Origin of the sequence: Ciceribacter sp. RN22 (assembly GCF_024054295.1) — a bacterium.
Lineage (GTDB): Bacteria > Pseudomonadota > Alphaproteobacteria > Rhizobiales > Rhizobiaceae > Allorhizobium > Allorhizobium lividum.
Genome location: NZ_JAMXLD010000001.1, coordinates 2303768 through 2329643, shown reverse-complemented (window position 1 = coordinate 2329643; position 25876 = coordinate 2303768). Strand labels below are relative to the sequence as shown.

The 25876-nt window shown below is 64.6% G+C and carries 22 protein-coding genes and 1 other RNA gene; 13 read left to right on the top strand and 10 right to left on the bottom strand.

Annotation, left to right across the window (positions count from 1 at the left end; translation table 11 throughout):
• Positions 1–88 precede the first annotated feature (88 nt).
• Complete coding sequence (locus tag NHF53_RS11415) at positions 89–1252, top strand: efflux RND transporter periplasmic adaptor subunit (RefSeq protein ID WP_252834271.1); 1164 nt, start codon at positions 89–91, stop codon at positions 1250–1252.
• Positions 1249–4377: an efflux RND transporter permease subunit gene (locus NHF53_RS11410; protein ID WP_252834270.1), complete on the top strand. Its 3129-nt coding sequence runs from the start codon at positions 1249–1251 to the stop codon at positions 4375–4377. The genes NHF53_RS11415 and NHF53_RS11410 overlap by 4 nt, the downstream gene beginning before the upstream one ends.
• A 5-nt stretch (positions 4378–4382) precedes the next feature.
• On the opposite strand, the gene NHF53_RS11405 is transcribed toward NHF53_RS11410, so the two are convergent.
• Positions 4383–5345 (bottom strand): alpha/beta hydrolase, encoded by a 963-nt coding sequence (locus tag NHF53_RS11405; protein WP_252834269.1) that lies wholly within the window; start codon positions 5343–5345, stop codon positions 4383–4385.
• A 183-nt stretch (positions 5346–5528) separates the two neighbouring features.
• On the opposite strand from NHF53_RS11405, the gene NHF53_RS11400 reads away from it, so the two are divergent.
• From NHF53_RS11400 to NHF53_RS11390, 3 genes are all read left to right on the top strand, one after another.
• Positions 5529–6938: an FAD-binding oxidoreductase gene (locus NHF53_RS11400; RefSeq protein WP_252834268.1), complete on the top strand. Its 1410-nt coding sequence runs from the start codon at positions 5529–5531 to the stop codon at positions 6936–6938.
• Positions 6939–7050: 112 nt separating this feature from the next.
• A complete protein-coding gene (locus tag NHF53_RS11395) occupies positions 7051–10812 on the top strand; it encodes an AsmA-like C-terminal region-containing protein (RefSeq protein WP_252834267.1) in 3762 nt (1253 codons plus the stop codon).
• Positions 10813–10912: 100 nt separating this feature from the next.
• A complete protein-coding gene (locus NHF53_RS11390; protein ID WP_252834266.1) occupies positions 10913–12577 on the top strand; it encodes a hypothetical protein in 1665 nt (554 codons plus the stop codon).
• 22 nt (positions 12578–12599) lie between these two features.
• Here the strand turns inward: NHF53_RS11390 and NHF53_RS11385 are convergent, their stop codons facing one another.
• The 6 genes from NHF53_RS11385 to NHF53_RS11360 all read right to left on the bottom strand — a co-directional run bounded on the left by NHF53_RS11385 (position 12600) and on the right by NHF53_RS11360 (position 15077).
• Complete coding sequence (locus NHF53_RS11385) at positions 12600–12839, bottom strand: ribbon-helix-helix domain-containing protein (RefSeq protein WP_252834265.1); 240 nt, start codon at positions 12837–12839, stop codon at positions 12600–12602.
• A gap of 65 nt (positions 12840–12904) precedes the next feature.
• Positions 12905–13108, bottom strand: a complete 204-nt coding sequence (locus NHF53_RS11380; RefSeq protein WP_112688149.1) for a DUF4169 family protein — start codon at positions 13106–13108, stop codon at positions 12905–12907.
• 54 nt (positions 13109–13162) lie between these two features.
• Complete coding sequence (locus tag NHF53_RS11375) at positions 13163–13672, bottom strand: SspB family protein (protein WP_114361486.1); 510 nt, start codon at positions 13670–13672, stop codon at positions 13163–13165.
• Between the two features lie 123 nt (positions 13673–13795).
• Positions 13796–14174, bottom strand: a transfer-messenger RNA (tmRNA) gene (gene ssrA, locus NHF53_RS11370).
• A gap of 177 nt (positions 14175–14351) precedes the next feature.
• Positions 14352–14570 (bottom strand): hypothetical protein, encoded by a 219-nt coding sequence (locus tag NHF53_RS11365; RefSeq protein WP_252834264.1) that lies wholly within the window; start codon positions 14568–14570, stop codon positions 14352–14354.
• A gap of 120 nt (positions 14571–14690) precedes the next feature.
• A complete protein-coding gene (locus NHF53_RS11360) occupies positions 14691–15077 on the bottom strand; it encodes an AprI/Inh family metalloprotease inhibitor (RefSeq protein WP_252834263.1) in 387 nt (128 codons plus the stop codon).
• Positions 15078–15344: 267 nt separating this feature from the next.
• On the opposite strand from NHF53_RS11360, the gene NHF53_RS11355 reads away from it, so the two are divergent.
• From NHF53_RS11355 to NHF53_RS11325, 7 genes are all read left to right on the top strand, one after another.
• Positions 15345–15653, top strand: a complete 309-nt coding sequence (locus tag NHF53_RS11355; protein ID WP_114361822.1) for a DUF2853 family protein — start codon at positions 15345–15347, stop codon at positions 15651–15653.
• A 93-nt stretch (positions 15654–15746) separates the two neighbouring features.
• Complete coding sequence (locus NHF53_RS11350; RefSeq protein WP_252834262.1) at positions 15747–16541, top strand: thymidylate synthase; 795 nt, start codon at positions 15747–15749, stop codon at positions 16539–16541.
• Positions 16542–16575: 34 nt separating this feature from the next.
• Positions 16576–17097, top strand: coding sequence for a dihydrofolate reductase (locus NHF53_RS11345; RefSeq protein WP_252834261.1), 522 nt, complete (start codon positions 16576–16578; stop codon positions 17095–17097).
• 140 nt (positions 17098–17237) lie between these two features.
• Positions 17238–18311, top strand: a complete 1074-nt coding sequence (gene hflK, locus NHF53_RS11340; protein WP_252834260.1) for an FtsH protease activity modulator HflK — start codon at positions 17238–17240, stop codon at positions 18309–18311.
• Positions 18312–18313: 2 nt separating this feature from the next.
• A complete protein-coding gene (gene hflC, locus NHF53_RS11335) occupies positions 18314–19240 on the top strand; it encodes a protease modulator HflC (RefSeq protein WP_170141779.1) in 927 nt (308 codons plus the stop codon).
• A gap of 12 nt (positions 19241–19252) precedes the next feature.
• Positions 19253–19438, top strand: coding sequence for a DUF2065 domain-containing protein (locus tag NHF53_RS11330; protein WP_112688163.1), 186 nt, complete (start codon positions 19253–19255; stop codon positions 19436–19438).
• A 95-nt stretch (positions 19439–19533) separates the two neighbouring features.
• Positions 19534–21075: a Do family serine endopeptidase gene (locus NHF53_RS11325; protein WP_374591076.1), complete on the top strand. Its 1542-nt coding sequence runs from the start codon at positions 19534–19536 to the stop codon at positions 21073–21075.
• A gap of 131 nt (positions 21076–21206) precedes the next feature.
• Here the strand turns inward: NHF53_RS11325 and NHF53_RS11320 are convergent, their stop codons facing one another.
• On the bottom strand, positions 21207–21755 hold the full coding sequence (locus NHF53_RS11320) for a GNAT family N-acetyltransferase (RefSeq protein ID WP_252834259.1): 549 nt from the start codon (positions 21753–21755) through the stop codon (positions 21207–21209).
• Between the two features lie 14 nt (positions 21756–21769).
• Positions 21770–22660, bottom strand: a complete 891-nt coding sequence (gene serB, locus NHF53_RS11315; RefSeq protein ID WP_252834258.1) for a phosphoserine phosphatase SerB — start codon at positions 22658–22660, stop codon at positions 21770–21772.
• Position 22661: 1 nt separating this feature from the next.
• Here serB and miaA point away from each other — a divergent pair, with 1 nt between their 5' ends.
• Positions 22662–23552 carry a tRNA (adenosine(37)-N6)-dimethylallyltransferase MiaA gene (miaA, locus tag NHF53_RS11310; protein WP_374591073.1) on the top strand — a complete coding sequence of 297 codons (891 nt, stop codon included), beginning with the start codon at positions 22662–22664 and terminating at the stop codon, positions 23550–23552.
• Positions 23553–23577: 25 nt separating this feature from the next.
• On the opposite strand, the gene NHF53_RS11305 is transcribed toward miaA, so the two are convergent.
• On the bottom strand, positions 23578–25629 hold the full coding sequence (locus tag NHF53_RS11305) for an ATP-binding protein (RefSeq protein WP_252834256.1): 2052 nt from the start codon (positions 25627–25629) through the stop codon (positions 23578–23580).
• Between the last annotated feature and the right edge of the window lie 247 nt (positions 25630–25876).

Genomic DNA, 25876 nt, shown 5'->3' with positions numbered 1-25876 from the left:
AATATTGGCGCATATGTCGACCGAATTTGGACGCCTTCGACCGCCCGCACATCCGCCGCGGTCCGGCAGTCCTTGCCGGAGCTTTTGAATGCCCCTCTGGAAACAGGTGATCGTCATTTTCGCGGTGGTTGCCGCCTTCGTCGTCGGCTGGGCAAGGTTCGTGCCGGGAGCCGGAGACCTGCTGCTGCGGATTGGGGCGCCCGCCGGGCTGGTTGCGGTCCTGGCGCCGGCCGGCGAGACTGCGGGACCGGATGCCAAGGGTGGTGAAGGCAACCGTCGGGGCGGCAACGGCGCGCCCGTGGTCGTCGTGCAACCCGTCAGCCTCGGCACCGTCAACGACCGGCTCTCGGCGATAGGCACCGGTGACGCCGTGCAGTCCGTCGCGGTCACGCCGCAGGTCGACGGCACGCTCGCCAAGGTGGCGATCGTTTCGGGACAGAAGGTGACGAGAGGCGATCTTCTCGCCCAGCTCGACAACGACGAGCAGACGATCGCGCGCGATCAGGCGCGGGTGGCGCTGAAGAGCGCGACCGAGAAGGCGAACCTCTACGCCAATCTGAAATCCACGGTGTCGCGCATCGACGCCTTCGATGCGCAGATCGCCGTCGAGGCGGCGAAGCTTGCACTCGACACCGCCGAACTCAACCTGAAGCGGCGCGACATCGTCGCCCCGATCGACGGCATTGCCGGCATCATCACCATCAATCCGGGGGACAACGTCACCACGGGAACGGTGATCGCCACCCTCGACGACCGTTCCGAAATCCTCGTCGACTTCTGGGTGCCTGAGCGCTTCGCGCCCATCCTCAAGGTCGGGCAGGCGGTCGAGGCGACCGCCGTCGCACGTCCCGGGCAGCTCTATCGCGGGACGGTCGAGGCGATCGACAACCGCATCGACGAGGCGAGCCGTACGCTGCACGTGCGCGCCCGCATCGCCAACGCGAATGACGACCTGAGGGCCGGCATGTCGTTTACCGTCACCATGGCGTTTGCCGGGGAGAACTATCCCTCCGTGGATCCGCTCGCCGTGCAATGGGACGGCGAAGGCGCGTTCGTCTGGCGCGTCGGAAGCGAGAGCAAGGCGGAGAAGGTGCGCGTCCGGATCGTCCAGCGCAATCCCGACGCCGTGCTGGTCGACGCGGAGCTTCGATCCGGCGACAGGGTCGTGACGGAAGGCATCCAGCGGGTGCGCCAGGGCGGGACGGTCCGGCCGGCCGGAGAGGAGACCGGCGTTCCGGTCGCAAGTCAATGAACGGGCCGTTTTCCGATTTCCCCGGCGGCGGCAGCGCGGGCTTCACTGCCCTCTTCGTCAGACGGCCGATCCTCGCACTGGTCTTCAACGCACTGATCGTAGTTGCCGGGCTTGCGGCCTTCTACGGCATCGAGGTTCGCGAGCTCCCCGACGTCGACCAGCCGGTGATCACCGTGCGCACGACTTTCTCCGGCGCCTCGCCCGAGACGATCGACCAGGAGGTGACGACGGTCATCGAGGGGGCGGTCGCGCGCGTGTCGGGGCTGAAGAGCATGTCCTCGACCTCGCAGTTCGGGCAGAGCCGCGTCACGCTGGAATTTTCCGACAGCACCGATCTCAACGTCGCGTCGACGGACGTGCGCGACGCGATCTCTCGGGTTTCGAACGACCTGCCGGACGATGCCGACGAGCCGCGCATCGTCAAGGCGGACTCCGACTCGCAGCCGATCATGCGGCTCGCCGTAACCTCGGACCGGATGAGCCTCGATGATCTCACGCTGCTGGTCGACAATCAGATTTCCGACCGTCTCGCGACGGTGGACGGTGTCGCCGACATCGAAATCTACGGCGATCAGGAGAAGATCTTCCGCATCGACGTCGACCAGGCGGCGCTGGCAAGCCGCGGGCTCACCATCGCATCGCTGACATCCGCGCTCTCCAACCTCGCCTTCGACGTGCCGGCGGGCTCGCTCACCAGCCCGACGCAGGACATCGTCGTGCGCGCGACCGCCGACCTCAGGACACCCGAGGATTTCGGCAACCTCATCGTGCAGAACCGGGTCCGGCTGAGAGACGTGGCCACGGTAACCTTTGGCGCTGACACCGGAACGACGAGCCTGCGCTCGAACGGCCGCGCCGGCATCGGTCTCGGGATCATCCGGCAGGCGCAGTCGAACACGCTCAGCATCTCGAAGGGTGTGGCGGCGGCGGTCGCCGAGCTTTCGAAGACACTTCCCGAAGGCACCACATTGCGCATTACCAGCGACGACGCCGTCTTCATCCGCGGCTCGATCGAGGAAGTGGTGCGCTCGCTGGTGCTTGCCGCCGTGATCGTCGTCGCGATCATCTATCTCTTCCTGCGCGACGCGCGCGCGACGATCATTCCCGCCGTCACGATGCCGGTCGCGCTGATCGGTACGGTGGCCGCTATCTATCTCGCCGGCTTTTCGATCAACATCCTGACGCTGCTTGCCGTCGTGCTTGCGACCGGCATGGTCGTGGACGACGCGATCGTCGTGCTGGAAAACATCGTGCGAAGGCGCGGGCAGGGGCTCGGTCCGCGGGCCGCTGCCGTTCTCGGCACGCGGGAAGTGTTCTTCGCCGTCATCGCGACGACGGCGACGCTCGCCGCCGTCTTCGTGCCGCTCTCCTTCCTGCCGGGCCAGGTGGGCGGGCTTTTCCGCGAATTCGGTTTCGTGCTCGCCTTCTCCGTCACCCTTTCCTCGCTGGTCGCGCTCACGCTCTGCCCCATGCTCGCCTCGCGACTGCTGAAGCCGCACGAACACCGGGAAGGTGGCGATCCGCTCGGTCGCTTCGGCGACGCCTTTTCGCGCTTCTATCGCAAGACGCTTCACGCGTGCCTCGGTGCGCCGATGCTCGTCTTCGTCGTCGCGGCCCTGTTTTCGCTCGCCGCACTCGCCGCCTTCTCGCTGATCACCAGCGAACTCACGCCGCGGGAAGACCGCTCGGCGCTGATGCTGAGGGTGACGGCGCCGCAGGGGGTCAGCCTCGACTTCATGCGCGACCAGATGCAGCGGATCGAGGAGAATCTCGAACCGCTCCGCAAGAGCGGCGAAGTTGCCAACCTCTTTTCCATTTCGGGTTTCGGCAGCAGCAAGAACAGCGGCTTCATGGTGCTGACGCTCGCCCCGTGGGAGGAGCGCAGCCGCAGCCAGGACGAGATCGCCGCAGACGTCAACGCCGCCGCAGCACGGGTGCCGGCGGTCAGGGCCTTCGCCATGCAGCCGAACAGCCTCAGGATCCGCGGCGGCGGCAGCGGCCTGCAGTTCGCGCTCGTCGGCGCAGACCACCAGACCCTGACGAGTGCTGCGACCCGGCTCGTTGCGGCGATGGAGGAAAGCGGCCATTTCGACGGTCCGCGGCTCACCAACGACATAAGTCAGGCGCAGCTCTCCGTCACCGTCGACCGCGAACGGGCCGCCGAACTCGGCATCGACTTCACGGGGCTGTCGCAAGCCCTGCAATCGCTCCTCGACGGTCGTTCGATCGGCGACGTCTTCGTCGACGGCGAGGCCTATCCGGTGAAGCTTGCCTCCACCACCCGGCCGATCGACGATCCGACCGATCTCGAGAACGTCTTCCTGAGAACCGCCGACGGCAAGACCGTACCGATGTCGGTGATCGCCTCGCTGCGGGAAAAGGCGGTGGCGCCGTCGCTGACCCGCGAGCAGCAGCTCGCGTCGGTCGCGATCACGGCCGGGTTGCCGGCGGGGCTTTCGCTCGGCGATGCGCTCAACGAGACGCAGACGATCGCCGCGCCGCTGCTGCCGCCCGGCGTGCGCATCATGCCTCTCGCCGAAGCGAAGACGCTGACCGAGAACTCGAAGGGCATGGGCGCGACCTTCGGCTTTGCGATCATCATCATCTTCCTGGTTCTGGCGGCACAGTTCGAGAGCGTCATCTCGTCGCTCATCATCATGGCGACCGTGCCGCTCGGCCTTGCCTGCGCCGTCTTCGCGCTGCTCCTCACGGGGTCATCACTCAACGTCTACAGCCAGATCGGCCTGGTTCTGCTGGTCGGCGTGATGGCCAAGAACGGCATCCTGATCGTCGAGTTTGCAAACCAGTTGCGCGACCGGGGGCAGCCGGTGCGCGAGGCGATCGAGAATGCGGCCAACCTGCGCCTGCGGCCGGTGATGATGACGATGATCTCCACCGTGCTCGGCGGCGTACCGCTGGTGTTCGCAACGGGGGCCGGAGCGGAGGCGCGCGTCGCACTCGGCTGGGTCATGGTCGGCGGGCTCGGGCTCGCCACGGCTGTGACGCTCTATGTGACGCCGGTGGCCTATCTGGCACTGGCGCGCTTCTCCAAACCGCATGCGGACGAGGAAAAGCGCCTGCATCAGGAGATGGCGATCGCGGCCAAGGTCGAGGCCGGCGAGTAGGCGCGTCAGCCCTCCGGCTGCTCGGTGCCGGGGCCGACGACCGTGTAGGCGTTGCCGGCCGGCTCACGGCGCAGGTAGCGGTTGGAGAGCGCGGCGCTGCCGCGGCGAAGAATCTCGCCGAAGACTTCGTCGATCGCCTCGTTGCGCTGGCCCGAAACGAAAAAGTAGTGTCGCCAGCTTTCCGGATCGAGAACGATGTAGTCGGCATTGGCGGCGAGTGGTTCAGCGCTGCCGTCGAGGTTTTCGAGCGAGCGTCCGAGTCTCGCTTCGCCGAACATCGTCGTCGCCACCTGGAGCGCCGGATCGTCCTTGTTGATGAAGACGAAGATCTCGTCCGCAAAGGTGAGCTTCTCCATCCAGATACGGTGGCCGGGCAGTCCTGTCTCGGGCACGGCGAAGAGGATCCGCGCCACGAGCCCCTGCGGCAGGGCGGCATCGGCCTCTCCGACATGGCGGAAGACTTCTCCGGCGAGCGAATGGGCGACGATCACCAGCGGCCTGCCGGCAAGCGTTCCTCCGGGCTCCCGGCGCTCTGCCACCTGGCGCAGGAGCGCGACGAGCCGCTCGCTTGCCGCTTTCGCATTGAGGACCGGAAACTCCCTCACCGATATCCAGGAGGGCCAGCGGAACATGATGACGTCGGCGCCGGCACCTTTGGCGAGTTCCTCCATGGTGTAGAGGCCGAAATCGCCGTCCGGTTCGGGGCCGAAGCCGTGGACGTAGAGAACGAGCGGCTTTTGCTGAACGTCAGCGGCAGGAAAGCTGGCGATCGCGGCGTCGAGGTCCGAAAGGGCGAAGTGGCGGCCGTCGGCGGTGACGAGCGAAAAGCTGTCGTCGGAGGCGCTTGCCGCGCTCGTCTGCGGATGCAGGATCGCCGCGACGATGGCGTCGTAGTTCCACCAGGCATAGCCGGCGGCCATACCGATCGCGATGAACACCAGGGCGAGATATTTGATGAACCTGACCATCCCCGCATTCATAGGCGATCGCCGGCGGTCTCCGCAATGCGGCGGGACGCGGCAGCGCTGTGAATTGGCTCTCGCGGCCGGGCCTCGTCACTGGACAAGGGGGGAACTCCTGTCCCATACCACATTGGACAGACGTTGAATGGCGCGGCGCGCCGGGGACGTCGGGACAGGGGGAGTGACGACATGGCGATGAAGGACGTGCAGCCGGGAACGCGCAACGAGGAGGGGATCGCGGCCGTTCTCGGCATCCTCAAACAGACCTTCGGCGAGCGTTTCCAGACCGGCCAGTCCTTTCGCGAGCAGCACACCCACACGACCACCTACCTGCCGGCCCAGCTTCCCGACGGCGTCGTCTTCGTGGAAAGCGCCGACGACGTGAAGACGGTGGTGAAGACATGCGTAGCCCACAAGGTGCCGATGATCCCGTTCGGCACCGGCTCTTCGCTGGAGGGGCACCTGAACGCGCCGAGCGGCGGGATATCCGTCGACTTCAGCCGCATGAACAGGGTGCTGGAAGTGAATGCCGAGGACCTCGACTGCACCGTCGAGCCGGGCGTGACGCGCGAGGAACTGAACACCTATCTGCGCGACACGGGTCTCTTCTTTCCGATCGATCCGGGTGCGAACGCCTCGATCGGCGGCATGACGGCGACGCGGGCCTCCGGCACCAATGCCGTGCGCTACGGCACGATGAAGGACAATGTGCTCTCGCTCACCGTTGTGACCGCCGACGGCGAGGAAATCCGCACCGCTCAGCGGGCGAAGAAGTCGTCGGCCGGATACGACCTCACAAGGCTCTATGTCGGGTCGGAGGGAACGCTCGGCATCATCACCTCGGTGACGCTGAAGCTGCAGGGCATACCGGCGAAGATCGGCGGCGGCGTTTGCGCCTTCCCGAGCCTGAAAGCCGCCTGCGACGCCGTCATCATGACGATCCAGATGGGTATTCCTGTTGCCCGCATCGAACTTCTCGACGAGATGCAGATCAAGGCCTGCAACGCCTATTCGAAGCTCTCCTATGCGGAGAAGCCGACGCTCTTTCTCGAATTCCACGGCACCGAGGAGACCGTGGCGCTGCAATCGGAGCAGTTTTCCGAAATCGCCGCGGAATGTGGCGCCGACGAATATCGCTACACCGCCAATGCCGAGGAGCGTGCGCAGCTCTGGAGGGCGCGGCACAACGCCTACTGGGCAGGGCGCGCGCTGGCGCCGGAGCTGAACGGCCTTTCGACGGATGTCTGCGTGCCGATCTCGCGGCTCGCCGACTGCGTGGCCGAGACCCAGGCGGATATCAGCGAGACGGGGCTTCTGGCGCCGATCGTCGGTCATGCCGGCGACGGCAATTTCCATGTGCTGATGCTCTTCGACGACAAGAAGCCGGCGGATCTCGCCCGCGCCGAGGCGTTCATGGCCCGCCTGAACGGCCGGGCGCTCGCGATGGGCGGCACCTGCACCGGCGAGCACGGCGTCGGACAGGGCAAGATGTCCTACCTCGAACAGGAGCTCGGCTCGGCGCTGCCTGTCATGCGGGCGATCAAGAAGAGCCTCGATCCGGACAACATCTTCAACCCGGGCAAGATCTTCCGCCTGTGACGGAAAGGAGTGCCGAATCCGACATTTGGGCTGGCGATTGCCATAGCGGAATGCAAATATTCGCCCTGGACCACTGGTATCTTGGGTAGGGAGCAACGGGAGTCGACGGGTCGTGCTCGGACGCATATTGGTGGCACTCGGTGGTCTCTTGGTGGCGGCGCTCTTCGCGGCGCTGCTGGCGCCGTTCTTTGTCGACTGGACGAATTTCCGATCCGACTTCGAGGATCAGGCGAGCCGTATCCTCGGCAAGAAGGTCACCGTCCACGGGGCGGTCGAGGCCCGCATCCTGCCGTTCCCCTCCGTCACGCTGCATGACGTCACCGTCGGATCGGACCGCGACGGCTCGCCGCTCGTCAGTGTCGCGCGCTTTTCGATGGATGCGGAACTGGCGCCGTTCCTCTCCGGCGAGGCGCGCATCTTCGACATGCGCATCGAGGAGCCGAAGGCCCGCATCCGCCTGCTTCCCGACGGGACGCTCGACTGGGCGCGCGGCAGCGCGGCCGAGATCCCGGCGCGGACCGTCGTGCTGGAGCGCGTGCATGTGAGCGGCGGCGTGGTCGAATTCATCGACGAGCAGTCGGGCCGCACCCGCATCGTTTCCGGCTTCGACGCTGACATGTCCGCTCGCTCGCTTGCAGGCCCCTGGACCGTGGACGGGCACGCCTCCGTCGACGGCGAGGCCGGCCGCTTCCACCTTTCGAGCCTGCAGCCGGATACGAAGACCGGCGCCGTGCCGCTGAACGTCCGTCTTCTGCCGGACACACGCCCGTTCGAGATCGATCTTTCCGGTGGTCTGACGCTCAGCGACGGCAAACCTCTCTACAAGGGCAGTTTCCAGGCGAGCTGGCTCATGGCCGAGGGTGATGCTGCCGCTGCCGAGCCTCAGGTGGGCGGCGCCAATCCGGTCTCACCGAAGGTCAAGGGTGAATTCGAGCTGACGAACGAGCGCGTCCGCGTTCCTTCCTACCGCCTCGAGCTCGGCGATACCGAAAACCCCTACGCCGTCACCGGCGAGGCGACGCTGGATACCGGCGCGCACCCGGAATTTCTGCTGACGGCCGACGGCCAGCAGATCGACGTCAACCGCATCGGCGAGGGGGCTCAGAAGGGAAAGACGAGTCGGCACGTCGTGGTCTCGGTCCGCGAGCGTCTTGACCGGCTGGTCGCCATTGCCGCCCGTATCCCGATCCCATCGGTCCCGGGCAAGGCGAGCCTCGCACTGCCGGCGATCGTCGCCGGCGACACGGTGTTGCGCGACATCCGGCTCGACGTGCGACCCGCCGGCACCGGCTGGACGGTCGAGCGCGCGCTTGCGACGCTTCCCGGCCGCACGCAGGTGGAGGCGAGCGGAACGCTGGACCTCAAGGGCGAGCCGTCTTTCCGTGGCGACCTGCTGGTTGCCTCGACGCAACCTTCAGGGCTCGCCGCATGGATTACCGGCGATGTCGATCCGGCGATCCGCGAGATGAAGACCGCCGGTTTCTCGGCGAAAGTGGACCTGACGCCCGAGCTCCAGCGCTTCGAGCGGCTGGAGCTTGCGATGGGAGCGGGTATTCTCAACGGCCGTGTCGAACGCGAGTCGCGCGACGGTACGGCGCCAAACCTGTCGGTCGACCTCACCGGGAACGAGATCGACCTGAACGCGGTCCGTGCGCTTGCAACTCTCGTCGCCGGCGACGAGGCCGGAGCAAATCTATTCGCGCAGCGGATTGCGGGCCGCCTCAAGGTCGAGAGGCTGGCCGCCTCCGACATCGTCGCGAAGAATGTCGACGCGGTCTTTACGGCCGACGGCGAGAGGATGGCGGTCGAGCGTCTCAACATCGGCGACCTTTCGGGCGCGAAGATCTCCGCGACCGGGACGATCGAGGGCGGGTTTTCGGATCCGACAGGCGAGGCCGACCTCGCATTTGCGGCGGCAGACCCCGGCCCGTTTCTCACCATACTGAAGGCGCGTGTTCCGGCTCACCCGGCGCTCGATGCGCTCGTTCGCAACGCCCGCTGGTACGCCGGGGCGGACCTCAAGGCGCATATTGTCCTTTCGGGGGCGGATGCCGCCATGTCGGTCAAGCTGGACGGCGTGGCGAACGGCAGCCGTGTCGCGCTCGACTACGGCCGGGAGACCATTCCACCGCTGCCGGGCGCCATGACACTCGAGGCGAGTCTCGAAAACCCGGACGCGCAAATCCTTTTCGGACAGGCCGGACTGGACCCGTTGCCGATCCCGTCTTCCGAGCCCGGCCGTCTCTCGGTCTCGCTCAGGGCGCAAGCGGATGCCCCGGCCGACACTGTGGTGACATTCTCCGGGACCGAGACCTTGCTGACGGCAAAAGGTCGGCTCGATCTCCGGGCAGGGCGGTTCCTGCAAGGGAGCCTGCAGACATCGCTGCGCAGCTCCGATCTCGAACCATATCTGATGATCGCAGGCATCGGGCTTCCGCAATCCGGCGCCGGCCTGCCGGTGGCGCTCGCGGCCGCGGCGGAGATCGGCGACGGTACGACAAAGATCGACGCGATCGACGGAGCCCTTGCCGGCAATGCCGTCCATGGCAGTCTCTCGCTCGACTGGACGGAGCCTAGACTACGCGCGGGTGGGACGCTTGACGTCGATACAATCGACCTCGCCTGGCTTGCGGAGGCGGTGGCAGGGCCTGTTACCGATCCTGCGACCGGAGGCCTCTCGACCGGCGCCATCGCCGCGCCGATCGGGGTCCCCGACCTCGATCTCTCGCTCCGTTCGTCAACGTTCTGGCCGGGCGTTCTCGGAAAGGTGGAGGATTTCTCCGGCCATCTGACCGGCCGCACCGGCGAACTGGTGCTGGAGGATGCGGCAGGCAAGTGGCTGGGCGGCGATCTCAAGGGGCGGATCAGTCTTTCCAATGCCGAGAAGACGGCTTTCCTGCAGAGCCGCCTGACGCTGGAGCACGGCGATCTCGCAACCGTTTTCGCCGGCGCCGGCGAGGGCGTGACGCCGCCGCAGATCACCGGGCGTTTCGATCTCACTGCGGTCGCCGAGGCGACCGGCGGGACCGTCGCGGGCCTCGTCTCGTCGATCAACGGCTCGGGCGAGATGCGGCTTTCGGACGTCGTCATGCCGCACTTCGACCTCGGCTATCTGCCGCCGCTGCTCGCCGCCGCCGACCTCATCGAGGGCGAGCCAGACGAAAGCAAGGTGCGGCCGCTCGTGGAGAATCTGGTGTCTGAAAGGAGTGCCTCCCTCGGGGCGCTGACCATTCCCTTCAACATCGGTGACGGCGTCGTGCGGGCGCAGAACCTCGTCGCCGGCAATGCGCTCGCCAAACTCGGCGGCGATGCGAGGATCGACCTGCGCAGCGGCGAGACGGAGGCCGTCGTTACCGTTTCACCCGAGGTGGGAACGGACGATCTCGCCGGCGCCGATCCCGATATTCGCGTCAGGTTTTCCGGCCGCCTGCCAGCGCCGGAACGCACGCTCGACGTCACGGACGTCACCAATTACCTTTCGCTGCGGGCCTTCGAGCGGGAGCGCCGTCGGGTAGAGACGTTGCAGTCCAACGTGCTCGAAAAACAGCGGTTGAGACGCGAGGCGGCGCTCTACAAGTTCCGGGCGGCGGAACGCGAGAAGGCCGAGGCGGCCGAACGGGCCCGGCTGGAGGAAGAGGTCCGCAGGCAGGCGGAGGCTGATGCTCTGGCCCGCAAGGCGGCGGAGGAGGAAGCTGCGCGCCGGGCTGCGGAGGAAGAGGCGGCGCGGCAGCGGGCGATCGAAGAGGGTGCCGGAACGGCGCAACCGCCTGCGGGCGCAGCAACGCCGCCGGCAGAGAAACCACCGCCGTCCGGCCCGACGACCGGAGGGACCCCGCCGAAATTACGGTTCGAGGATCTGCCGGGCGTGAACTGACCGGTATCAATGATCTCGACCGTGCGAGGGGGTACGGCAGAGGGGTGGTCAGGGCGCCGGGCGATGGCGTTCCGGCGCGTTGAGGACAGGGGGACATGACATGCGCATACTTCTATATCTCGTTCAGGCGATCCTGGTTATGCCGTTCCTCTTCGCCGCGGAGGTTCGGGCGGAGGAACGCTATGTCACCTTCGCCGAGAACCGCGGCTGGACGGTGAGCTACGACCGGCAGCAGAACAACTGTATCGCCGTTCCGAAGGCCTCGGACGGGCTCTATTTCATCCGTCCGTCGAGCCGCGAGATCGTCGTCATGATCGCCGGGCCGAAATTCGCCTGGGTGACCGACGAGAAGGACTACAAGGTCGAGATCCGCACTGACCGGCAGCGCTGGGACGGAACGATGCGGGCCGATACCGACGAGGGTTTTGGCGGCCTCTATGTCTCTGATCCGAGCGAAAGCTTCATGTCCGCCTTGAGGGGCGCGTCGCGGCTTAGCCTGCGGGTGGAGAACGTCAACTATGGACCCTATTCGCTCGGCGGATCGAGCGATACGCTGAAGCAGATCCTCGGCTGCGCACAGGCGGTGGAGCGTGGTGAGTTCAAGCCGGCCGAACCCGATTACATCGGCATGAACGATCTCGTGTCGTGGAAGTCGGAGGATTTCGGAAAGAGCTACACGTCCGAAGGATGGACGCTGACGCTCAAGGGCCAGGACAATGTCGACGGTACGGCGACCGCCTACCTCGAAGTTTCCCGCGAGGGGAAGGGGTCTGCGACGATCAAGGCCGAGAGCGTCCCCGAGGGGCGTGGCTTCGGCACGCTCGGCATCTACAAGTTCGACTGGTCCGATCCGGCGGTCCTCTTCACCTCCTATACGGGCGGTGCCCATTGCTGCATCGAGGCGCGGGTGGCGCTCTCGACGGATGACGGTATCAATATCATTGACCTCGGCCAGTTCGACGGCGACGTGGTTCACCCGGCCGACCTCGATGGCGACGGCATCTACGAGTTCGAGCTTGCCGACCAGCGTTTCCTCTATGCCTTCGCGCCCTATGCGGGATCGGTGCCTCCCGTTCAGATCCAGGCGCTACGCGACGGCAAGTTCGTCGACGTGACCAAGGAGGCGGCATACCGGCCGGTCGTCAAGCAGGCGCTGCTGCGAACGATGAAGTTGTGCGGAGAGGAGCAGTATCCCGGCGCATGTGCGGGGGCGCTCGCCAACGCCGCTCTTCTCGGCCTCTACAGCAGCGCCTTCGAGTTCATGGTCTTCGACGAGATCAACCCGAAGCTCGAGGGCAGCTATCTCAAGTGCTCCGATTCCGCGGCCTGCCGAGGACGGGGGGATTTCAAGGATTTCCAGGAGGCGGTCGCCTTCCGGCTCAAGGACTGGGGCTACGACATCGAGCCGGCGATCAGCGAACCGGCGGCGGCGTTCTTCGGCGAGCTCGCCAAGACGAAGACGGGTTACAGCGCGCCGGGCGACACGACGGAGGGCGGCTGCGCGATGGGGCCGACCCGTTTCGAAGAGGCGCGGGCGAAGGGTATCGTCGCCGTCAGCGGCTATGAGTACATCTGCCATATCGGGCGGGCCGACGTGCTGCACGACAGCGTCGTCACCGGGGCGCTCTGTACGGGCGAGGGGGAATACTGGCTCGACCGCCAGATCTTCGAGAGGGACGGCGCCGACATCTGGCAGCATTCGGTGAGCCGCATGGAGGCGGGGCTGACCCCGGTCAAGGCCGCGCCCTGTCCGGCAAAGCCGTAAGCGGCCGGGCGGCCTGCCTTTCCTATTCTTCCTGGAAATGCCGGCCGCTCTTCAGCCAGTCGAGCACGTGGAGCCTGAGGGCGGAGGAGAGGTTGCTGCCCGGCGGACGTTTGTCGTCGATCTCGGCGACGAGGGCGGCAAGCGGCAGGGCGCGCTCTGCCGCGATGATCTTCAGCTCGTCCCAGAATGCATCCTCGAGGGAAAAGCTCGTGCGGTGGCCGTGAAGGGTCGCCGAGCGTTTGCGAATCGTCGCCGTTGCCAAACTGATTCAAGTCCCTGAGAAAATGAGTCCCGAACTGCCCGTAAGATGTTGAGGCTGAATCTCTATCAGGATTTGCTGTCGTCCGGTTTCGGGCGTTCGAGCTTGCCCTGGTCGAGCGTCTTTTCGGCCTTTTCCCGCTCCGCCCGTGTCAGTTCCTTTTCCGCCTTTGTGCGTCCGAAGAGGATACGGTTCTGCTCCGCGGTCCTGTCCTTTTCGGCGCGGGCTTTCGTCTTCTTGTACTGGCGAAGGTTGACGACGTCTGCAGCCATGACTCGGCTCCGGGCAAGGCTTGCAGGCGGGACGTTCCCGCCCGCGCAGGCCTGCTAATGCTTCTTGCGGAAGGCGTCGAGGGAAACGACCGAAGCCGGCTTCTTGTCTTCCTCGCCGTCCTTGGTGGCGACCGGCTCCTGCGGTTCCTCGGCGGCGGCCAGCGGGTAGGCGGTGATTTCGGCGCTCTCCTCGTCCTCGTCGGCCAGCGGAACGTCGAATTCCAACTCGAAGTTGACGGAGGGATCGTAGAAGCCGCGGATCGCGTTGAACGGGATGACCAGCTTTTCCGGTGTGTCGGAGAAGGAAAGGCCGATCTCGAACTGGGTCTCGGTGACCTTCAGGTCCCAGAACTGGTGCTGGATGACGATGGTCATCTGTTCGGCATACTTCGCCTTCAGGTGCTGGGAAATCCTGACACCCGGCGCACCGGTCAGGAAGGTGATGAAGAAGTGATGATCACCCGGCAGGCGGCCTGTCGCCGCCACTTCCGTCAAAACCTTTCGAATGACACCGCGCAGCGCGTCCTGAGCCAGAATGTCGTAGCGAATATGGTCCTGCCCCATGTGATCCTGTCTTTCTTCTGTGACGTCTTTTCCAAGGCTATATGCCATGGCACCGGATGCGGGGAAAGCCCCGGTTGGCGAGTCTTACGGAAGCATAATACATGAATTGTTATCAGGGGAGTAGGTGAAGGCTTCTGTTGCCAGGTGCCTTCGAACCCCGCCTTCAGGTGCTAACCAGAAGGGCTTTAGTGTGGGTTTCCCGCACCGCCATTAGGCAGCGAGAGCATAACCCTGAGCGTTGTTGTCGTTTGCAACTACTCTTGTGACCCGATAACGGCGGTATCATGCCGAGCAAAAGTTCGATCTTTACGCCCTTGTCGATCCTATTTCGCCCCCATCAAAAGCCGGTCCGGAAAGAACTCCGTCACCGACCGGTTTTTGGTGGAGGCGCCGGGTACCGCCCCCGGGTCCAATAGGTTTATTACACCGACCGTTTATTGCCATAGCCGGCCCGAGAGCCGGCACTCCCCATATAGGTCGTTCCGGGGCGGATGAAAAGGGTGGGACACTGCCGTTTTTTCAGTCCCGGCGTGCGGAGGGGGAAAGGGCGGCCGGACAGGGTACGCCCGCGGAGGGCGAGGGGTGGCGCCTCCGCGGGCGTTGTCCTGCGGATGCAGGGGCGACCTTTGCCGCCCCCGCCGCTGCCTGCACTGCGGAGAGCCGCGTGGCGCCGTACTCCTCAGGGCTGTACGTTGACGATGAAGAACACCGTCATGTCGCCGTTGACGGTGTAGGTCACCGTGTAGGTGTGGTTCTGAAAGGCGATCCTGGCATTGCCGCCTTTCGGATCGATGTTTTCCTTGTTGTTGTTGACCCATACCTGCACGGCGCCGGCAAAGGCTATCGGATCGAGGCCAAGGGTCTGAACGGCGCTCAGGCCGGATAGTTCGTATTCCACTCTCATCTCAACACCTCTCGTTTCGCTTGCTTCAAAGCCCACGCCGAGGCTGAGAGGGAGGATGATTTACATCTATGGTTGTGTCAATATGAAGTGCATCTAAAGGTTCAATTGAACGGCTCAGTCGTGCATGCGCCGCATCGCGACCAGTGTGCCGTCGACGAGCCGGCCGAAGAGGATGCCGCGGACCGGTTCGAAGGTGACGATCGTGATTCCGTCCTTGTCGAGCAATGACAGGCCGCGGGGGACCGGCTTCCACGCACGAACCGAGGCAAGTGTTCCTTTGCAGCCTTTGCTGCGGGCGACGAGGCGACCGCCGCTCCGCTCGCTTTGCAGCTCGAGGGTGCATCCATCCGTGCCACCGGACTGAATGACCCATCGGCCGGCGAACTGTCCGGGGGCGGGGCCGGCGTCGGCGCCGGGTGCAGCAAACAGCATGGCAATGATGACCAAAAGGCTCGTGGCGGTGCGGGACGCGAACGCAGACATCAATACGCTACCAGTCATCAGTCTCTCGTCCTTCTCTTCGGTTCGGATCTTCTGCCGAATTCGCCAAGTATTCGCCAGCCTTTTTGCCGCGTTTTCAAGAAAGGCCCGAAAAAGGACATTGGTGTCCGCCCGTGACGCGGATGATGTAACCGGTGTTTCTGCAGGCAAGGAAGCCTCCGTCCGGGTGCGTCAACCGAACTTGTTGACGGTTTTCTCTGCCGGGAGCATCCTTCACCTGCAATGAATGCAAAGAACGCGGCATCGAGTATCGGCGGAGACAGTGACATGAAGGACTATCTTGCAGATGTTCATAAGTACGACAGTGCTGCAGATGAAGGGACGGTCGGTCGGATCGTCCGTCATCTCGGGATTGCGTTGCGCGACAGGGATTCCGCTCTGGTTTCCTGCTCGTCCGAATCGGAGCTTGCCCGCGTGAAGGAAAGCTGGTGCGGCAAGAAGCTAGGCGTCGACGGCGATGCGGCCGACGCGGCGATCAAAAGTACCTGCCTCGCCATGGCCGACGACCGCTCGAAGTCGCGCGTGACCTTCTACTACCTGGTCGCCAAGCAACTCGGGAAGCTCGACGCCGTCTGAGGCATCGAGTTCCCGGGGAAAAGAGCGCGAGAAGCTTGGTTCTGCCGTGAACGGCCTCTAGTATGGGGCCTTGGATGAATCAGCGGCGGAACCATGAAGCAATATCTCGACCTTCTGAGCCACGTCTTGGAACACGGCAGCGACCGGGGCGACCGTACGGGCACGGGCACGCGTTCCGTCTTCGGATACCAGATGCGCTTCGATCTTCAGGAGGGCTTTCCGGTCCTGACGACCAAGAAGCTGCATCTGCGCTCGATCATCCACGAGCTTCTCTGGTTCCTCAAGGGCGATACCAACATCGCCTACCTGCATGAGCATGGCGTGACGATCTGGGATGAATGGGCCGACGAGAACGGCAATCTAGGCCCTGTCTACGGCGCGCAGTGGCGCTCCTGGCCGGCGCCGGACGGTCGCCGTATCGACCAGATCGTCAATCTGGTCGAGGGCATCCGCAAGAATCCCTATTCGCGCCGTCACATCGTCAGCGCCTGGAACCCGGCGGAAGTGGACGACATGGCGCTGCCGCCCTGCCACTGCCTGTTCCAGTTCTACGTCGCTGACGGGCGGCTCTCCTGCCAGCTCTACCAGCGCTCGGCCGACATCTTCCTCGGCGTGCCGTTCAACATTGCCTCCTACGCGCTCCTGACGATGATGGTCGCGCAGGTGACCGGTCTCGAGCCCGGCGATTTCGTCCACACGTTCGGCGACGCCCATCTTTATTCCAACCATTTCGAACAGGCGAAGCTGCAGCTGACGCGCACGCCGAAAGCCCTGCCGCTGATGCGGATCGATCCGCAGGTGAAGGACATTTTCTCCTTCAAGTTTGAGGACTTTACGCTCGAAGGCTACGAAGCCGATTCAACCATCAAGGCACCGATCGCGGTCTGACGTTTGCCGTGCGAACAACATGCGGGAGAATGGCGTGAGCCCCATCAAGACCACGATCGTCGTTGCCGTCGCCGAGAACGGCGTCATCGGCCGCGAGGGCGACATGCCGTGGAGGCTCTCCACCGATCTCAGGCGGTTCAAGGCCCTGACGCTCGGCAAGCCCCTCGTGATGGGGCGCAAGACGTTTGAATCGATCGGGCGGCCGTTGCCGGGTCGTCCGCACCTGATCGTCAGCCGCAGTGCCGATTTCCGTCCCGAGGGCGTCGAAGTCTTCGAGACCGTCGATGCCGCCATCACGCGTGCCAGGGTCATCGCGACCGAGACCGGTGCCGGCGAAATCTGCATCGTCGGCGGCGGCGAAATCTACCGGCAGGCGCTTTCCTTCGCCGACGAGTTGCACGTGACCCATGTCGAGGCGGAGGTTGAGGGCGACACGACCTTTCCGCCGATCGATCCCGCGCTTTTCGAAAGGGTGACGGAGACCTCCGTGCCTGCGGGCGAAAAGGATACGTACCCAACACGTTACGCCATCTATCACCGGCGGGCTGCGGCATAGTCGACTATTTTGCCGTTCTTCCGAAGAAGTTCGCGCCGTTCCGTTGAAAGCGGCTCACGCGATACTTATAACGGTCCGAGGATCGGCGCATCCCCGTGATGCGGGCGAGGCTGGGAGCATTTTCAACAGAAGAGGTCTTGATGCCCTGGAGCAATCAGAACGGCGGCGGCCCTTGGGGCGGCGGCGGCAATAATCAGGGTCCCTGGGGGCAGGGGCCGAACCGTCCACGCGGCGGCGGCAATACCCCACCGGATCTCGAGGAGCTCATTCGCCGGGGCCAGGACCGCTTGAAGAGCATCATTCCGGGCGGATTCAACGGTGGCGTCATCTTCGCTCTGGTCGTCGTGCTCGCCGCTTTCTGGCTGATCCAGTCCATCTATACGGTGCAGCCGGATGAGCGCGGTGTCGAGCTGCGCTTCGGCAAGCCGAAGGACGAGGTCTCGATGCCGGGCCTGCATTTCCATTTCTGGCCGCTCGAAACCGTCGAAATCGTAAAGGTGACCGAGCAGCAGCAGAACATCGGCGCCAAGGCGTCTTCGACATCGACGGCCGGCCTGATGCTCTCCGGGGACCAGAACATCGTCAACGTGCAGTTCTCGGTGCTGTTCACCGTGACCGACCCGAAGGCGTACCTGTTCAACCTTGAAAGCCCGCCGGAAACGCTGCAGCAGGTCGCCGAGAGCGCGATGCGCGAAGTGGTAGGCCGTCGCCCGGCGCAGGACATTTTCCGTGACGCGCGTCAGCAGATCGCCGCCGACGTGAAGGGCATCATCCAGGGCACGATGGACCATTACGGCGCCGGCATCGCGATCAACGCGGTTGCGATCGAGGATGCGGCACCGCCGCGCGAAGTCGCTGACGCCTTCGACGAGGTGCAGCGGGCCGAACAGGACGAAGACCGCTTCGTCGAGGAAGCGAACAAGTACGCCAATCAGAAGCTCGGCCAGGCGCGAGGCCAGGCGGCGCAGATCCGTGAAGAGGCTGCCGCTTACAAGGACCGCGTCGTCAAGGAGGCCGAAGGTGAAGCCCAGCGCTTCCTTTCGGTCTACGAGCAGTACACGAAGGCGCCGGACGTCACCCGCAAGCGTCTCTATCTCGAAACCATGGAGCAGGTTCTGAAGAATTCGCAGAAGGTGATCATCGATGAGCAGGAGGGGGTCGTTCCCTACCTGCCGCTCAACGAACTTGGCCGCAAGTCGCAGGGGGGCAACTGATCATGTCCAATCGTCTGCCCTATTTCCTGATCGCTTTCGCAGCCCTGCTGCTTCTGGTCTATTCGTCGGTCTTCGTCGTCAACGAGCGCCAGCAGGCGATCGTCGTGCGCTTCGGCCAGATCCAGGCCGTACACAAGGAGCCGGGCCTCTATTTCAAACTGCCGTTCGCCTTCATGGATGCCGACCGGGTTCAGTATGTCGAGGACCTCGCCCTGCGCCTTGACCTCGACAACATCCGCGTGCAGGTTTCCGGCGGCAAGTTCTACGAGGTCGATGCTTTCGTCGTCTACAAGATCACCGACGCCCGCCGCTTCCGCGAGACGGTCTCCGGTGACCGTGAGTCCGCCGAGGCACGTCTGCGTACCCGCCTCGACGCATCGCTGCGTCGCGTCTACGGCTTGCGCGGCTTCGAAGCCGCACTGTCGGACGAGCGTTCGTCGATGATGCAGGAGGTCGCAGCGGACCTCAAGACCGACGCCGAGTCGCTCGGCCTCACCATCGAGGATGTGCGCATCCGCCGCACCGACCTGACGCAGGAAGTCTCCCAGCAGACGTTCGAGCGCATGAAGGCGGAGCGTCTGGCCGAAGCCGAACTGATCCGCGCCCGCGGTAACGAAGAAGGCCAGCGCCGCCGCGCGATCGCCGACCGCCAGGTCGTCGAGCTTCAGGCCGAGGCCCAGCGGGATTCGGAAATCCTGCGCGGTCAGGGCGATGCCGAACGCAACCGTATCTTCGGCGAGGCATTCACCCGCGATCCGTCCTTCTTCGAGTTCTATCGCTCGATGCAGGCCTACACCGGCGCCTTCGACACGCCGGAGGGAAGCAGCATGGTGCTGTCGCCGAAGTCGGAGTTCTTCCGCTTCTTCAACGGTTCGGACGGCAAGCCGTCCGCCCCACCGGCGCAGCCTGAACCGCAGACCGGCAACTGACCGGGTCTGGCGATGTCGGATCTGGTCACCGGATTTGCATTCTTCCTGATCATCGAGGGGCTGGTGTACGCACTGGCCCCTCACTTTCTGGTGGCGATGGCGAAACTCCTGCCGGAGATACCCGAGCAACACCTGAGGTTTTCGGGTCTTGCCGCGGTGGCGCTCGGGGTCGTGATCGTCTGGCTGGTGCGCGGGTAAAAGCCGTTTCGCCGGTCATCAATCCGCCTTATGGTTCGGGCACTGGGCCAAATCAGTTCGGGCCCTGAACCAACGATGACAAACGGGGAAACCTCATGACTGCGAACGCCTCCACGAGATCGACGCGCCTCATCACCGGCCTTGTCGGGGCGGCCTTCGCGTTCGGCGCGACGATGGGGCCTGTCGCGGTGGCCGAGGCTCAGCCGACCGGTCCGGAGTCGGTGGCCAATCTCGCAGAGGGCCTGATCGGTGCGGTCGTGAACATCGCAACCTCGCAGAACGTCAAGGAGGAGGAGCGCGGGCCGATGCCGCAGGTGCCCGAGGGCTCGCCTTTCCAGGAGTTCTTCGACGATTTCTACAAGAACCGCGAGGGCGGCGGTAATCAGAAGGTCAATTCGCTGGGTTCCGGTTTCGTCATCGATCCGAGCGGCTTCATCGTCACCAACAACCACGTGATCGAAAACGCCGACGACATCGAGGCAATCTTCTCGGACGGCTCCAAGCTCAAGGCCAAGCTGGTCGGCACGGACACAAAGACTGATCTTTCGGTGCTCAAGGTGGAGCCGCCGAAGCCGCTGACGGCGGTGAAGTTCGGTGATTCGCGCAAGATGCGCATCGGCGACTGGGTGATGGCCATCGGCAACCCGTTCGGGCTCGGCGGATCGGTGTCGATGGGCATCGTCTCGGCGCGTGGCCGCAACATCAATGCCGGCCCCTACGACAACTTCATCCAGACGGATGCGGCGATCAACAAGGGCAATTCCGGCGGCCCGCTGTTCAACATGGACGGCGAAGTCATCGGCATCAATACGGCGATCATCTCGCCGAGCGGCGGCTCGATCGGCATCGGTTTCGCCGTACCGACGGAGCTTGCCGAAAATGTCATCCGCCAGCTGAAGGAATTCGGCGAGACGCGGCGCGGCTGGCTCGGCGTGCGCATCCAGCCTGTAACAGACGCGGTCGCGGCGAGCCTCGGGCTGAAGAGCAGCAGGGGCGCGCTCGTCAGCGGTGTCATCAAGGGCGGTCCGGTCGAAAACGGCCCGATCCGGACCGGCGACGTGATCCTTCGCTTCGACGGCAAGGACATCAGCGAGAGCCGCGATCTCATGCGGAGCGTGGCCGAAAGCACGGTCGGCGCCGAGGTCGAGGTCGTGCTCGTTCGCGACGGAAAGGAACAGACGGTCAAGGTGAAGCTCGGCCGTCTCGAAGACGAGCCGGCCGATTCGCAGAGCGACGTGACGGAGGCCCCGCAGGGTGAGGGGACGCCGTCGCCGGAGACCGGCGAGCAGCAGCCGGGCGACCAGCCGTCCGACGAGGCAACACCCGATGCGCCGGCGAGCGTGGAAAGGCTCGGGCTGTCGCTTGCTGCGCTCGACGACGCGGCACGCCAGAAGTTCTCGATCGCCGAGAGCGTCGAAGGCGTGGTGATCACCGCCGTCGAGGCCGGTTCGGCGGCCGCTGAAAAGGGGCTTGTCGCCGGCGAGGTGATCGTTGAGGTGGCCCAGGAATTCATGGAAACGCCGGACCGCGTCGCCGAGGTGCTGCAGCGCCTGAAGGGCGAGGGACGCCGCAGCGCCCACATGATGATCGCAAATCCCGCCGGCGACCTGCGCTTCGTGGCAATCCCGCTCGAATAGAGCCAGGTATCAGAGCGAGCGGGTTCCAGCCCGCTTGCCTGATCCTGTGATCGCGCTTTGGGCATCAAGCCTTTGGCGGGGAATCCGTTTTCTGAAATTGGAGCCGGCGCAGTGGCCCGCCTGCGGGACGATCAGAGGTCGCCTCTGCCGATCCGGTAGAGCACGTGGCGCTTCAGGTACGGATGGGTGTCGGGTACACGCGGATGGTCGAAATCGCCGTCTGCATCGCGCCTCATGCCGATCCGCTGCATGACCGCCTGCGAGCGGATGTTGGCCGCGACGGCGAAGGAGACGACTTCGTCGAGCGTCTTTTCCTCGAAGGCGAACCGCAGCAGCGCACGGGCCGCTTCCGTCACGTAGCCGTTGCCCCAGAAGCGTGTGGCAAGCCGCCAGCCGATCTCGACCGTGCCTTCGGGGAGGACAGGGGCGATCTTCGCCTCAGCAAGGCCGCAGAAGCCGATCGGCTCGGCGCTTTCCTTCAGCTCCAGCGCATAGAAGCCGTAGCCGGTCTCCTCGATCATTTGCCGCAGGAGGTCCATCATCGCATCGGCCTCCGCATGGGTGCGACGCATCGGAAAGAACTCCATCACCTTCGGGTCGGCGTTGATCTCGCGAAAGAGGTCGCGGTCGGTGTCCGTCCAGTTGCGGATGATGAGCCGCGGCGTTTCGGTGATGATCATGGTGCCCCCGCCTGTCAGGGGAGTATGAAGTCGGTCTTGCGATAGCCCTGCAGGTAGAGAAGGGCGGTGAGATCGCAGTGATCGAGGCGGATCTTCGCCTGGGCCGCCACCGCGGGCTTCGCGTGCAGGGCGACGCCGCTGCCGGCAAGACCGAGCATGGCGAGGTCGTTGGCGCCGTCGCCAACGGCAATCACGTCGTGCGGGGTGATCCCGAGACGCTCGCTGATCTCGACGAGGGCATCGACCTTGGCCTGCTTGCCGAGGATGGGCTCGGCCACTTCCCCGGTCAGGTAGCCGTCTTTCTCGAGCAGGATGTTGGCGCGGTTCTCGTGAAAGCCGAGGCGGTCGGCGATGGGGTTGGTGAAGACCGTGAAGCCGCCGGAGACGAGCGCCGTGTGAAAGCCGCGCGCCTTCATGGTGGCGATCAGTTCCGGTCCGCCGGCCGTGAGCGTGATGCGCTTCTCGATCACCTCGTCGACAACGGAAATCGGCAGGCCCTTCAGGAGCGCCACGCGTTCGCGCAGCGCGGGCTCGAAGGCGATCTCGCCGTTCATGGCGCGGGCGGTGATCTGCGCGACCTTGTCCTTCAATCCCACTTCGGCGGCGAGCTCGTCGATGCATTCCTGACCGATCATCGTCGAATCCATGTCGGCGATCAGGAACTTCTTGCGGCGGTGATCGGCATCCTGGATCGCGAGATCGACCGGGGTCGTGTCGAGGATTGCCCGGATGTCGACGTTCGCTTCGACCGGATCGCTGCCGTCTTTCAGCACGATGTCGCAGGCGATGCCGTCGGCGAGCCAGTAGAGGCCGGAGGCGCCGACCGCTTCCGCAGCCTTTTCGGCGAGTGCCGGGGTGACGGCGGGATTTGACGGATTGGCAAGAAGCGTGGCAACGAAGGCCATGATGAGGAACCCTGTGGACGATATCGACGCGATCCTGATAACCGGGCCGACCGCCAGCGGCAAGTCCGCGCTGGCGCTTGAGCTGGCGAAACGCCACGGTGGCGTGGTCGTCAATGCCGACAGCATGCAGGTCTACGATACGCTGCGGCTCTTGACGGCACGACCATCCGAGGAGGAGATGGAGGGCATCCCCCATCATCTCTACGGCCACGTGCCGGCAGGCGCAGCCTATTCGACCGGCGACTGGCTGAGGGAGGTGGGCGAGCTTCTCGCGCGTCTCAAGGCCGAGGGGACGCTTCCGGTGATCGTCGGCGGCACCGGCCTCTACTTCAAGGCGCTGACCGGCGGGCTTTCCGACATGCCGCCTATTCCGGCCGATATCCGGGAGAATCTGCGGCGACGTCTCGCCGAGGAGGGGACTGCTGCCCTCTATACGCTGCTCGAACATGCCGATCCGGGAATGGCGGCGAAGCTCAATCCGCAGGACGGGCAGAGGATTCTCCGGGCGCTCGAGGTGGTCACGGTGACCGGCCGGTCGATCTCCGAGTTCCAGGGCAAGGCCGGACCGATGATCGTCGACCCCGGGCGGGCGCAAAAGTTCGTCGTGCTGCCGGAGCGGGATATTCTCTATGCTCGCATCGACCGGCGCTTTTCGACGATGCTCGAGAGCGGCGCGGTGGAAGAGGTGAAGGCGCTGCTGGCACTCGACCTGCCGCCGGAGATGCCGGTGATGAAGGCGATCGGCGTTTCGCAGATCGCCGCGATGCTCAAGGATGAGATGAGCCACGAGGACGTCATCGAAAAGGCTTCTGCCGCCACTCGCCAGTATGCGAAGCGTCAGATGACCTGGTCCCGCAACCAGATGGACGAGAGCTGGGAAAGGACGCGCTGAGATGCTGTCTTTGTCTTCGGCCGCCTCAGTCCTTCCGGTAGAGGCTGGAGAGAGGCTTCTTCAGGATGCTTTCGCGAAGCGACAGGCCGGGCTCCCGGCGCAAGCTCGAAGCCGGTTGCGGCGGTTCGATCGTCCTGTCGGAGGGCTGAAGGCGAGATTCGTACTCGTGGCGGGGCGCTGGCTCGTACAAGTCGGTTCGGCGCCGCAGCGGCTGCAATTCGTCCCCCGCGCCGTTCCCCATGGGCAGCATGTCCGGACGGTAGGGCTCGATGGAGGGCGTGTCCTGCAGCATGGAGGGAGTGGTGGCAGGGAAGGGATCGCTACGGTGCACGTCTGCGGGCATCGGCAGGTCGTCCACGAACGACGCTGGCTGTTCGGCCGCCTCGTAGCTGCGCTGGAAGGCGGAGATGTCCGGTCCGGATACGGCGCGCATACGGCTGACGACATTGCGCAGGTCGACCGTGTCCGGGGTTTCGTCGGAGCCCTTGACGGTGACCCCGTTCGCCTTCGGCAAATGGTTCTGCTCGACGCGGGTGAAGCGCATGCGCATGGGCACCGAGATCGCCTCGCCGAAGGCGATCGCTTCGCCGTTGCCGATCGAGGAGATGAAGCTGGTGGTGGAGATCGACGAGTCCGGAATGGCCGAACGGATGATCTCCTGGTCGCGGTCGTTGGAAAGCCGCATCGCAAACAGCGTCGAGCACTGTGAAAGAATGGTCTGGTCGAGTTCGCCGGGTCGCTGCGTGATGATGCCGAGCGAGCAGCCGTATTTGCGGCCTTCCTTGGCGATACGGGCGATCGCCTGGCGCGTCGGGAAGAAGCCGAGATTGGGATCGGACGGCACGTAGCGGTGCGCTTCCTCGCAGACGACGAGCATGTGAACGGCGCCGTTCGACCAGAGCGCCAGTTCGAAGGCCATGCGGCAGAGCACCGAGGCGACCGAGTTCACCACCTCGGACGGAATGCCGGCGAGCTGGAAGGTCGAGATCGGGCGGTCGTCGCCGGGGATGCGGAAGATGTGTCCGATGGTCTCCAGGATCGTGTCGTTGATCGTGTTGTTGGAGAACATGAAGTGGTAGCGGGGATCGTTGATCGCCGACATGATCCGCATCTTCAGCGACCGCAGGAAGGGCTTCTCGCCCCGGCCTTCGAGCCGTCCGATGCGTTCGTCGATCAGGGCCAGAAGGTCGGCGATGCGATAGGGCACGGGCGTGTCGGCGGTGACCGAGCTCTTCTCGTTTGCGCGGCGCATCAGCCCGGTGTCGCTGCCGCGGAAGGCACGCTTTGCCTCGGGCATCAGGTCGCGGAGAATGTCGAGTTCGTCGGGCACCGGCGGGCGCCCGCGGAAGATGACCTCGGCAAACTCCTCGAGCTTCATCAGCCAGAAGGGAAGATCGAGTGTCTCCGTGTCGATGACGACGGCGTGCTCGGGAAATGCGGCGGCGAATTCGTTGTGCGGATCGAGGATCAGCACGCGCAGCTTCGGGTCCGCCTTGATTGCCTGGCGCAGAAGCAGCGACACGGCGGTCGACTTGCCGACGCCGGTGGAGCCGACCACCGCGAAGTGCTTCGACAGCATCGAGGGGACATGGATCGTCGCATCGATGCTCTCGTCCTGGGTGAGCTTGCCGATCACGCAGACATCGTTCTTGCCGGTGTCGTAGATGCGCGAGAGATCGGCGGTGCGGATGCGGTGGGCGATCGCCCCGAGATAGGGATAGCGCGAGATGCCGGTCGAGAACTCCTCGCGGCCATTCATGCCGACATGCACCTCGCCGAGAAGCTCGACCTCGATCAGGAAGGTGTTGTCGAGGTTCTCGCCCCAGGCCTTGGTGTCCGTCTGCATGGAGTAGACGAGCGCGACGACGCGATTGCTGCCGACGGAAATGGAGATCAGGCGGCCGACCGACCAGAGTTCGCTGAGCTCGGTGCCGCCCGCTTCGGCGACGGCGGCGATGGTCGCGCGCGATCCGTTGCATGCGACGACGCGCCCCAGCATGCGGTTGCCGGGCCGCTGCTGGTCGCGGCGATCCTGTTCGCCGGCCGTGCCCGACGTATGGAGGTCGTTGTTACGCAATAATAAACTCCTGCTACGGCAACTTGTAGCAAGAGAGGTTTAATAAGCCGTGTAAGGGCTTGACGGTCGCAAGGCGTGTCGTCCTTTCGAGCACAACGGCGCTTCTTGCGGCGAATGCGCGTTGACGGGGTCTGAATTTCTGTCTATCACTCTCGACCATGACTATTTCGGCAGTTCTTATCGTGGTGGGAAAGCGCATGGGCAGGATGGTGTAACCATCCGGCGATAGCCACCCATGCGCTAGATG